Consider the following 10,999-nt stretch of genomic DNA (forward strand, 5'->3'; position numbering starts at 1 on the left):
ACGAACGGCAGCCAGATGCGCTCGGTCTCGCCCTTGCTCATCCCCGACAGGGTGGCGGCGGCCACCGCGCAGAGAGCGGCGGTCACCAGCAGGGCCGTCACCGCGTCCTCCCTCGAGGGCGCCCGGCGCAGTCCACGCACCGCGTCCGGCACCCGCGCCAGGGCACGGCGCGCCCCCACCACGGCAGCCAGCCCGGCCGTCAGGCACACGGTGGCCAGGTTCGCCCAGACCCAGTAGCCGTAGGGCCGGACCGCAGCCACCCCCTGGTAGTAGCGCTCCACGAGCAGCTGGTACCCCTCCCACCACCAGAAACCCGACGCCGTGAAGGCGGCGGCCACCGCCAGGGCGCCCGCCAGCTCGTAGGGGAGGGGGCGCGCGGTCCGCGCGCACAGGAGCACGGTCACCGCGAGGACGCCGATGAGCACGAGCCCGTACGACAGGTACACCGACCACCCCAGGAGCACGCCCGACACCAGCGCGGTGGAGCGCGGCGCGCGGGCCCGAGGCGAGGACGCCACAGCGAGGAGGGCGAGCCCCCACGCGGTGACCGCCGCGAAGTAGCCGTCGGCGGAGACCCCCACCCAGACGGCGGCGGGCACCAGAACCAGGAACGGAGCCGCCCGGCGGGCCGCCGCCTCGGCTCCGAGCGCGCGCATGGCCACCAGGACCGCCGCCCCGGCGGAGGCGCCGACCACGACGCACCAGATCCCCGCCCACGCCCCGCCGCCCAGACCGATCCGGTCCAGCGCGACGAACGTCAGGACCGCGCCCGGCGGGTGCCCCGCCACGTGCGTGGGCCAGTTGTCCGGCTGCCCCACCAGGATGTGCTGGGTGAACGTGCTCAGAGCGGCTCCCACGTCGTGGAAGCGGTCCACCGACGCCAGGTACTCGTACGGCGACAGGAGACGGTCGGCTATGCCGCGCCGCCAGCCGTCGACGAGCGCCAGAGCCGTGGTCCACAGCACGGACACGCCCCAGACCGACCACACCAGGGGCCGCCAGGGCAGGGCACGCGCCACCGAGGGGCCGTGGAGGACCACCACGAGGGCCAGGGCCAGGGCGGGCACCGTGCCGGGCCCCACATGGGGGAGCCACGTCGCGTACAGCGGTGGCCAGGCCACGTACAGGACACCGTGGGCGCTCTCGATCCAGGTGCCGACCACGGAGGCGGTCGCGAAGAGGAGCACGGCCAGGGCGGCCACCAGCGCGTCGGCGCGGAACTCGGAACGGCGCGCGTCGACCCCGTCCCGGACCTTCCTGTGGAGTTCGGGCTGCGTCACGTCGTCACCGTAGGTCAGGCCTGCTCCCTGAACCGGTTGCTCCGGGGCGTGTCGCCGAGGCCGGAGGAAACCCCTGTTCGGAGCGGCTCCGAGCGGACACACCGGGGGGTCGGCGGTCCGCGCCGGCAGGTCGGGCGCGGCCTAGCATGACCGCGAGTTGGCCCGTCGGACCGGGAGGCGACCGATCGCGTGAACGAGGACGACCAGGGCGGGAAGACGCCTCCGGAGGCGCCGGGCGACACCGGGGGCGGAGGGGCCGACGATCCGACGCCTCGCACACGACGAGGGCGGCTGCCGGACGCGCTGCGGGACGGCCCTCCCTTCGGACCCACCCGGCCGGGCTTTTGGCGCGGCCCCGCGCGCGGTCCGTGGCTGACGTCGCTGCTGGGGTCGGTCCTGCTGGTCGGGGTCCCGATCCTGTTCGTCACCGGCCTGCTCTCCTACGCGGCCTACAACCCCGACCTCGTGTCCAACGACAAGACCCCCGACAAGGGCCTGCTCGGTTTCTACCTGTTCCCCTGGCCCACGGACCCACCGTGGCTCTACCGCCTCACCCAGGGCGTGCACGTCACGCTGGGCGTCACGCTGGTCCCCGTCCTCCTGGCCAAGCTCTGGTCGGTCGTTCCGCTCCTCTTCCGCTGGCCTCCGGCGGTCTCCCCGGCCCAGGCCCTGGAACGCCTGACGGTCCTGTTCCTGGTGGGCGGCGCGCTGTTCGTCTTCGCGACCGGCATCCTCAACATCCAGCTGGAGTACGTCTTCCCCGGCTCCTTCTACCCCCTGCACTTCTACGGCGCCTGGGTGTTCGTCGCGGCCCTGTTCTCCCATGTCGTCCTGAAGCTGCCGACCATGGTGAGGGAACTGCGCGCACGCGGACTCCGCGAGGCGCTGAGCGCCCCCCGTGACCGGGGGAGGGGCCGGAACCCGGAGCGGGGCGAACTGGTCGCACCGGACCCCGACCCCGGGGCGGCGTCGCGCCGCACCGTGGTGGGCGCGGTGGGCCTGGGCTCGCTCGCGCTCCTGCTGACCACGATCGGGCAGAGCCTCGGCGGCGCGCTTCGGCCGACCGCGCTCCTGGCACCGCACGGACGGCTGCCGGGGGAGGGGGCCGACGCCTTCCCGGTGAACACGACCGCCGCCTACGCGGGAGTCACCGAGGCCCACACGGGACCCGACTGGAGGCTGACCGTACGCGGGGCGGGCCGCGAGGTCGTCCTCACCAGGCAGGACCTGCTCGCCCTGCCCCAGCACCGGTCCGCGCTGCCCATCGCCTGCGTGGAGGGGTGGTCCACCCGCGACCTCGACTGGGAGGGCGTGCGCCTGGCCGACCTCGCCGGTCTGGTGGGGGCGCAGGGACCGCCCGGAGTCCTCGTGGAGTCCGCACAGGAGTCCGGGTCCTTCGCCAGCGCCGCGCTCCGCGACAACCAGGTCGCCGACCCCCGATCACTCCTGGCCCTGCGTGTGAACGGCGCGGACCTGACACCCGACCACGGCTACCCGGCCAGGGTGATCGTGCCCGCCAGCCCGGGCGTGCACAACACCAAGTGGGTCACCCGGCTGAGCTTCGGTGCGGTGTGAGGGCGTCCCCGCGCCGCTGGTACGGCGCCTCACCGTGGCACCTGGTCCTGATGGCCGTGACGCTGGCGGTCATCGCCTACGCGGGAGTGCGCCTGCTCCACGGCGGCGATCCGTGGGGCATCGCGCTCTGGTTCGTGGGCGCGGCCCTGCTGCACGACCTCGTTCTCGTGCCCGCCTACACACTGGTGGGCCGCGCCCTGCGGGCCGTCGTCGGAAAAGGCCGTCGTGGGCGTGCGGGAGGCGCCCGTCCCGCACCCGGCCGGGTGCGCGCGGTCCTCCTCGACCACGTGCGCGTCCCCGCGATCGCCTCCGCGCTCCTGCTGCTGGTCTACCTCCCGCTGATCCTCGGCCCCTCCGACACCTACGTCACCAAGACCGGCCTGACCGGGGAACCGTTCGCCGTCCGCTGGCTCCTGGTGAGCGCGGCCCTGTTCGCGGTCTCTGCGCTGGTGGGGGCCGTCCGGGCCGGGCGGGTGGCTCGCCGGGCCCGCACGACCTGATCACCGCGCCTTCCAGGACCCTCCCCGGATGCTCCACCGGAGCCGAGCCGGTCAGAGGGGCGCACGCAGCGCCGCGAACCAGCGCCCCCGCACCTGCCAGGAGTCCGACCACCTCCACCCCGTGGCCTCCGCGTAGGCCCGTAGGGCGGGGAGTCCGAGCCGTGCCCACGCGAAGGGGGCGCCCGGCTTCCCCCAACCATCCGTGACCTGCACCGTCACGCACTCGTCGACGTCCCGGTCGGCGGCCTCGACGATGAGCAGACCCTGGGGCAGCACCAGCTCCCGCATCCGCGCGAGCAGCCGATCCGGGGTCCCGCCGATGCCGATGTTCCCGTCGACCAGCAGCGCGGTGTTCCAGCGGCCCTCCTCCGGCAGGGGGTCGAACACCGACGCGCGCACCGCCTGTCCGCCGGCCTCGACCACCCGGGCCACCGCCACCGGGTTCATGTCCACACCCAGCGCCCGGTGCCCCCGGGCGGTGAGTGTGAGGACCATGCGGCCGGGGCCGCAGCCCGCGTCGAGGGTGTCACCCTCCGAACGGTCCAGGACGCTCTCGTCGGCGCTGTCGGTGGCTCCGCACCAGCGCTCCACGTCCAGGGGCAGTATCCAGCCGTCTGACCGACGCAGGTACAGGGGGCCGTGGCCGTTGACGAGCGCCCGGGAGTACGGGTCGCACAGCCACGGGGCCGCGCGGGTGTCGACCCCCATCTCCGGCGCGCTCATCGCCGGGCCCCCGTCCTACAGTCCCCGACCGCCTCGCCGAACCGGCTGTCGGGCACGAGCGCGGCCACGGCGGCGGCGTCCCGCGGGGTGTCCACGTCCCTGAGCGGCTCCAGGTCGCCCACGCGCAGACTCGCGTCCACGAGCCGCGCCCGCTGGAGCCGTCCGGTGTGGGGGGTCGACATCGGTACGCCGCGCACCAGGTCGGGGTCGGGCGCTGCCATCCCGAGCGCCCAGAAGCCACCGTCCTCGCTCGGGCCGAACCACGCGTCGGCGCGTTCCCAGGCACCCGGGGACAGGGCGGGCGCCAGGTGGCGTTCGGTGAGCTGGGGCGTGTCCATACCGATCAGGAGTGAGGGACCCGGACACGCGGCGAACGCGGCCGCGAGCCGCTCGTCCAGCTCGCCGCCCGCTTGCGGCACCACCTCGAAGCCCGATTCGGGCAGCCAGGGTCCCGGCCGCCCCTCCAGCACCAGCAGCCGCCGGTGCGCCGGAAGACGCAGCACCGTCTCCAAGGTGTCCGCCAGGGCCGCCTCGGCGACGGCGGCAGCCTCCTCGGGGGAGTACTCCGGGGTCAGTCTCGTCTTGACCAGGCCGGGGACGGGTTCCTTGGCGATCACCAGCAGTGTCGTGATACCGGCGCGCCGGTCCGCCCGACCGGGCCGACTCATCGTCTTCCTTCCTCCGCGCGAGTGCGTTCCCCGGTCGGCGGCTCGCGCAGTACCGAGGTCATGTCGCGCACGGCGGTCCAGGTCCCGCGCCACGTTCCGGTCACCTTCGACGCCCCGGACCGGGGCAGGTAGGGGACGTCCACCTCGGTGATGCGCCAGCCCGCGTCCGCGGCGCGCACGACCGTCTCCAGGGGGTAGCCCGAGCGCCGGTCGGTCATGCCCAGCCCCAGCAGCCCCGACCTCCGGGCGGCCCGCATCGGACCGATGTCGCGGACCCGGACGCCGGTCCGGGAGCGCAGCATCCGGGCGACGGCGGCGTTGCCGATCCGCGCGTGGGGAGGCCAGGCACCCCTCCGTGTGGGGCGCCGCCTGCCCATGACGAGGTCCGCGTCGCCCCGCCGGATCCGGTCCACCAGCCCCGGGAGCAGGCTCGGGTCCAGGGAGGCGTCGCAGTCACAGAAGCAGACGTACTCGGCGGTGGCGGCCGACAGGCCCGCGTGGCACGCCGCGCCGAACCCCCTCCGCGACTCCGGGACGACGACGGCTCCGAGCTTCTCGGCGATGGCGGCCGATCCGTCGGTCGAACCGTTGTCCACGACGATCGCCCGCCAACCCGCCGGGACACGCTCCATGACCCAGGGGAGAGCGGAGGCCTCGTTCAGACAGGGGAGCACCAGGTCGACCGGCGGTGGTCCGGCACCCGTCGAGTCCGGGTGTGCCCGCGCCTGTTCGTTCCGGTCATTACCGTGCGGTTCGTTGATCACCCTGATCACGTTACGAAGTCATAAAGGTACAGTCGGTGAATGGCCCCGCGACACGCTGGCGTGTCGGGCGGTCAGCCCGCCGGAACGCCGGTGCCGACCGACCCGCGCAGCTCGGAACGGGCGAACTCGGCCATGCCCTCGGCGAAACCCACCCGGGGGCGCCAGGACAGCTCCTTCATCAGCCGGTCCGAGGAGGCCGTGATGTGCCGGACGTCCCCGAGCCGGTACTCGCCGGTGACCACGGGCGCGGGGCCACCGTGCGCGTCCGCCAGCGCCGCGGCCATCTCCCCGATGGTGTGGGGCGTTCCGCTGCCGGTGTTGAAGGCGGACAGCACGCCCGGGGCCCGGTCCGGCAGTGCCTCCAGGGCCGCCACGTTGGCGCGGGCCACGTCCCGCACGTGCACGAAGTCGCGTCGTTGGCGTCCGTCCTCGAACACCCGGGGCGCCTCGCCCCGGGCCAGCGCCGACCGGAAGAAGGACGCCACGCCCGCGTAGGGGGTGTCGCGCGGCATCCCCGGGCCGTACACGTTGTGGTAGCGCAGGGACAGCGCGCGCCCGCCCACCGCGCGGGCCCACGAGGCGCACAGGTGCTCCTGCGCCAGCTTCGTGGTGGCGTACACGTTGCGGGGGTCGCTCGGCGCGTCCTCCCGCACCAGACCGGGAACGAGCGCCGTACCGCAGCGCGGGCACGGCGGGTCGAACAGTCCGGCCCGGAGGTCGGACTCCGCCCTCGGGCCGGGGCGGACGTCGCCGTGCTCGGGGCACGTGTACCGGCCCTCCCCGTAGACGACCATGGAACCGGCCACCACCACGTGGCGGACGCCGGTGCGGGCCATGGCCGCCAACAGGACCGCGGTGCCCAGGTCGTTGCAGTCCACGTAGTCGGGCGCGTCCAGGAAGTCCGCCGAGCCCAGCCCGACCATCGCCGCCTGGTGGCAGACCGCGTCCACCCCCCGCAGGGCCCGTTCGACGGCCTCGCCGTCCCGGACGTCGGCCACGACCTCGACGGTCCCGTCGGGGCCGCGCCCTCCGTGCGCCAGGGGCAGGTAGGCATCGAGGGTCACCGCCTCGTGCCCGGCCAGGCGGAGTTCCTCCGCCACCCGCGACCCGATGAACCCGGCACCACCCGTGACTAGTACGCGCATGGGGTCAACCTACGCCGCGTGCGCGCGCCGCCACCGAATGTGTTCCGGTGAGTCGTGCCGCCGCCGGTCGGCCCGGAGCGCGCGGCCCCGCCCCAGGTCAGCCCGCCGTCGGCGAACACCACCTGTCCGTCGATGTCCTCACCTCGCCGCGAGCACGGTGGAGGTGACCAGGGTGTTGATCACGACGGCCGCGTTCGTCCGGAGCACCGCGGCCCCGGCCGCGCCCGCACCCCAGTCGCCCTCCTCCAACTCCCTGGTCCGCCTGATCACGGCGGAGCTCCAGGGGATCCTGCTGTCGAGGTGGGGGAGCGTCCCACTCGCCGCCACCAGGGCGGTCACCGCGGCGATGCGCGCCGTCGGCTCGGCTCGGTCGACGAGTACCGAGCGCACCTGTTCGAAGAGCTCCTCGTGCCGACCGGTGCCACCGAGCCTGAGGACGCTCCGGGGAAGGAACCCCAGCATCTTCCGGTCCTCGCGCTCGATGTCCCCGTACCGCACGAGCCGGTCCAGCAGCGGAGCCCGCAGCCCCGGGCCGATCGCGGCGAGCACGGTGTGCGCGTTGCGCGGCTTCTGGTCGACGTAGTCTCACGCGGACCTGAGCACGTCGTCCGTCGGTGCCACGGACCCCGCGTGGACCACGGGCCCGCGCAGGCGCTCCTCGCGCACCTCGACGTGGCCGCGCAGGGCGAGGTCGGTGAGGACCGCGCCACCCAGCACGTGGAACAGGACGTTCTCGCCCGCGATCGTCCCCGAAGCGGGCTGGAAGAGCATGAGCAGGACGTCCTCCGCCAGCGACCGCGTTCCCTGGTCGCCGGTCCTGTGTACTCCGGGAGTCTCCGACACGGTCCGTGCCTCTCTGGTCGTGGTGTCCATCGTCCCCCGCCGCGTGTGGGCTCGCGGTCAGGCGTGCTCGGCGCGTCCTCCCAGATGCTGGGCGAGGAAGCGGTCGACGGCGCCGAACAGGGCGGCCTGGTTCTCCGGGTTCACCACCCCGTGCCCCTCGTCGTCGAAGACGAGGTACTCGACCTCGACACCACGGGCGCGCAGCGACTCGACGAGGTTGTCCGACTCGGCCCGGACGACGCGGGGGTCGTTGGCGCCATGGGCCACGAACAGCGGGGCACGGATGTCGTCGATCCGGCTGATCGGCGAGCGGGCGAGCATGTCGGCCTCCTGCTCGGGGACCTCCGGGTCGCCGACGTACCGGTGGAAGTTGTTCACCAGCCCGGGACGGACGAACAAGGGCTGGGTCCGCAGGAAGTTCGCCAGGTCCGAGATGCCGACGATGTCGACGGCCGCCGCGAACCGGTCCGGGGTGAAGGCCGCCCCCACCAGGGCCGCGTAGCCGCCGTAGGAACCCCCGAGGACGGCCACCCGGTCCGGATCGGCGTAGCCCCGCTCCACAGCCCAGTCCACGCCGTCGATCAGGTCGTCGTGCATCTTGCCCGCGAACTCACCGATCGCGGCCTGGGTGTGCGCCTTGCCGTAGCCGGTCGACCCGCGGAAGTTGACCTGGAGCACCGCGTATCCCCGGTTGGCGAACAGTTGGACGGTGGGGTTGAACCCCCAGGCGTCCCGCATCCAGGGGCCGCCGTGGACCATCAGCACCATCGGCAGGGCGGTCGGCTCCACACCGACGGGAAGGGTCAGGTAGGAGGGCAGCTCCAGCCCGTCGCGCGCGGTGATCGTGACGGGCCGCATCGGGGCCAGCGCGTCCGGGGCCAGGTGCGGGAAGGGCCGGAAGAGGAGCCGGGACTCACCGGTGGCGTGGTCGTGGAACCAGGTCGCCCCGGGGTCGCGGTCGTGGGTGAAGGAGACGACCCACCGCTGACCGCTCGAATCGGGTGACACGTGCGCGAGGTCCCCGTCGGACAGCTTCTCCAGAGCCGTCAGGACCTCCGCGAAGTGCGGGTCCACTGCGTGGACGACCTGGCGTTCACCGAGGTAGCGCACCCCGAGCAGGGCGCCCCGGCGGTCACGGATGAGCGGCTCCGGAAAACCGGGGTCGACCAGCGCGCGGGTGTCGAGGTCGAGGGTCGGGTGGCTGTCGACCTCGGTCTCCTCGCCGGTGACCAGGTCGACGTGGACGAGACGGGTGCGGTCGGTGCCCCGGTTGGACCCGACCCACAGGCCCTTCCCCTCCGGTGTCGTCTGGAGCGGGAAGGGCCCCAACGGGTAGTCAGCGCCGTCCATGACCATCAACGGCCGTTCCTCGCCGGACTCGTCCAGGCGGGCGAGGGCCAGGTCGCCCTCGGCGGTGAGTTCGGTGGAGTACCAACCGCCGTCATCGGTCTGGAACATCGCTCTGCCCGGTCCGGGGCTCTCGACCACCATCGTGAGCTCACCGGAGGCGACGTCGAGTTCGTAGGTGTCGAACTCCGCGAGGGACCGGGCGTTGAGCAGCAGCGTCATCCGGCCCGGTCGCGCGATGGAGGGTTCGAAGCCCACGACTCTGGCGCCGGGGAAGGGGGTGAGGTCGACCGCGGCGGACCCGGGGGAGTCCAGGTCGACCCGGTACAGGTGCCAGTTCTCGTCCCCGTCGTCGTCCTGGAGGTAGAGGAGCAGGCCCGGGACCTCGGCCCACTCGTAGCTCAGCACGCTGCGGGTCTCGTCGGCGGTCACGGGGCGGGGCTCGGAGCCGGGTTCGAGGTCCTGGACCCAGACGTTGAGCCGGTTCCGCCACGGCGCGAGGAAGGCGATCCGTGTGCCGTCGGGTGAGATCCTCGCGCCGGTGCGCTGCGGTGAGCCGTACAGGTCGTCGATCGTGTGGAGGTCCGGCAGTGCCATGTCGTTCCCGTCCTGGTCTGGAAGGCGGTCTGGGCGGCGCCGCGAGAAGCGGTCGTCGCCCGTCCTGCTCTTCGATCCAAGCCGCCGGAGCCCTCGCCGGACAGTGGCGCCGCGTCAACACCCGCGCATGACATCCGTGTGCGCGAGGGCATGACGTGGTGTCACCCCGGGCACTCCACCCCAGGTGGACAGGGGTGAGACGCCATGCGTCCGCGTGCGACCGCGACCAAGACTGCAACCAGCCCATGAAGAAGGGGCCTCACGTCGTGACGTGAGACCCCTTCTGACCGGCGGAGGATATGGGATTTGAACCCATGAGGGGGTTGCCCCCCAACCGCATTAGCAGTGCGGCGCCCTAGGCCTCTAGGCGAATCCTCCTGGCTGCGACCAGCCTACAGAGCGCGGGGGTCCTGCGCAAAACGAGTCCTCCCGCGCGGGAGGGCCCCGGGGCGGCGGGGCCCTCCCGCCTCAGGTCAGGGGGTGCGGGGCCTCGGCACCGGCGGGGTGCCGTAGGCGCTGGCCTGGAGTTCCCACAGCTCTCGGTACAGTCCGCCCTCGGCCATCAGTTGGGCGTGTGTGCCCTGGGCGATCACACGGCCGCGTTCGAGCACCACGATCTGGTCGGCCATCCGCACCGAGGCCAGCCGGTGCGTGATGAGGACCACCGCGGCGCCGGTGCGGCGGGCGTGGGCGTGCACCGATTCGAAGAAGCCGTGTTCGGCGCGGGCGTCCATGGCGGCGGTGGGCTCGTCGGCGATGAGCAGGGGCACGTTGTTGCCGTCGTCCCCTCGGTAGAAGGAACGTGCGGCGGCGAGGCGCTGCCACTGACCGCCCGAGGGCTCCACCCCGTGGGCGAAGCGCTTGTCCAGCAGGGTGTCCCAGCCGTTCCGGAAGTCCGCGACGACGCTGTCGGCCCGGGAGGCCGCCGTGGCCCTGTCGAAGCGCTCGGCACACCAGGAGCTGCTCATGACGGTGTTGCCGCGCGCGGTCAGCGGCCAGTGCGTGTGGTCCTGGGCGATCACCGCGATCCGCTCGCGCAGGCTCACCCCGTCCACCGCGGACAGGTCGGTGCCGTCCCAGCACACGCTGCCCCGTTGGGGCGTGTACAGCCCCGAGAGCAGCTTGGCCAGCGTGCTCTTGCCCGAACCGTTCTCCCCGACGAGCGCCACCGTCCGCCCCCGGTGGAGGGTGAGGTTCACGTCCTCCAGCGCCGGGCCCTCTCCGGAGGGGTAGCCGAAGGTCAGGTCCCGCAGTTCGATGCGCTCGAACCCCGCCGGGGCGGGCGCCAGTCCGGGACGCGGGAGCCGGGCGCGGGCCTCGCGCTGGAAGGCCGTGTAGTCGGAGAAGTACAGCCCCGACTCGTACACGCCGGTCACCGCGTACAGGGCGTTGCTCAGCGCGCCCTGGGCCACGCGGACCGCGACCACGGCGGCTCCGGCGACAGCGATCGGCACCGCTCCCTGGACGAGCAGCACCGCGAGCACCGCGAACACCCCCGCCGTCACGAGACCGCTGGCGGTGTCCCCGGCGAGCCGGACCACGGACTGGCGGGGGGCC

9 protein-coding genes, 1 tRNA gene and 1 pseudogene are annotated in these 10,999 nt (G+C 73.4%); 2 read left to right on the forward strand and 9 right to left on the reverse strand.

Annotated features, from left to right (window positions below; all coding sequences use genetic code 11):
* On the reverse strand, nt 1-1,280 hold a 1,280-nt coding region (locus tag D452_RS28155), incomplete at its 3' end, for a hypothetical protein (protein WP_017544380.1).
* 189 nt (nt 1,281-1,469) lie between these two features.
* On the opposite strand from D452_RS28155, the gene D452_RS0111950 reads away from it, so the two are divergent.
* A complete protein-coding gene (locus D452_RS0111950) occupies nt 1,470-2,855 on the forward strand; it encodes a molybdopterin-dependent oxidoreductase (protein ID WP_017544381.1) in 1,386 nt (461 codons plus the stop codon).
* Nucleotides 2,852-3,355, forward strand: coding sequence for a hypothetical protein (locus D452_RS0111955; protein ID WP_017544382.1), 504 nt, complete (start codon nt 2,852-2,854; stop codon nt 3,353-3,355). Before D452_RS0111950 ends, D452_RS0111955 begins: the two co-directional genes overlap by 4 nt.
* A gap of 51 nt (nt 3,356-3,406) precedes the next feature.
* Here the strand turns inward: D452_RS0111955 and D452_RS0111965 are convergent, their stop codons facing one another.
* The 8 genes and pseudogenes from D452_RS0111965 to D452_RS28165 form a co-directional block, all read right to left on the reverse strand.
* On the reverse strand, nt 3,407-4,078 hold the full coding sequence (locus D452_RS0111965; RefSeq protein WP_017544383.1) for a class I SAM-dependent methyltransferase: 672 nt from the start codon (nt 4,076-4,078) through the stop codon (nt 3,407-3,409).
* Nucleotides 4,075-4,746, reverse strand: coding sequence for a TIGR04282 family arsenosugar biosynthesis glycosyltransferase (locus tag D452_RS0111970; protein WP_017544384.1), 672 nt, complete (start codon nt 4,744-4,746; stop codon nt 4,075-4,077). Before D452_RS0111970 ends, D452_RS0111965 begins: the two co-directional genes overlap by 4 nt.
* Nucleotides 4,743-5,510 carry a glycosyltransferase family 2 protein gene (locus tag D452_RS0111975; RefSeq protein ID WP_040693630.1) on the reverse strand — a complete coding sequence of 256 codons (768 nt, stop codon included), beginning with the start codon at nt 5,508-5,510 and terminating at the stop codon, nt 4,743-4,745. The genes D452_RS0111970 and D452_RS0111975 overlap by 4 nt, the downstream gene beginning before the upstream one ends.
* A 71-nt stretch (nt 5,511-5,581) precedes the next feature.
* A complete protein-coding gene (locus D452_RS0111980; protein ID WP_026129219.1) occupies nt 5,582-6,655 on the reverse strand; it encodes an NAD-dependent epimerase/dehydratase family protein in 1,074 nt (357 codons plus the stop codon).
* A 138-nt stretch (nt 6,656-6,793) separates the two neighbouring features.
* Nucleotides 6,794-7,528 (reverse strand): annotated as a pseudogene (locus tag D452_RS31370) (GOLPH3/VPS74 family protein).
* A 27-nt stretch (nt 7,529-7,555) separates the two neighbouring features.
* Nucleotides 7,556-9,442 carry a S9 family peptidase gene (locus D452_RS0111990; RefSeq protein WP_017544389.1) on the reverse strand — a complete coding sequence of 629 codons (1,887 nt, stop codon included), beginning with the start codon at nt 9,440-9,442 and terminating at the stop codon, nt 7,556-7,558.
* 291 nt (nt 9,443-9,733) lie between these two features.
* Nucleotides 9,734-9,820: transfer RNA gene (locus D452_RS0111995), tRNA-Ser, on the reverse strand.
* Nucleotides 9,821-9,915: 95 nt separating this feature from the next.
* Nucleotides 9,916-10,999 (reverse strand): ATP-binding cassette domain-containing protein (locus tag D452_RS28165; protein ID WP_017544390.1); only part of this gene is annotated, 1,084 nt, incomplete at its 5' end.

Origin of the sequence: Nocardiopsis prasina DSM 43845 (assembly GCF_000341265.1) — a bacterium.
Taxonomy (GTDB): Bacteria; Actinomycetota; Actinomycetes; order Streptosporangiales; family Streptosporangiaceae; genus Nocardiopsis; species Nocardiopsis prasina.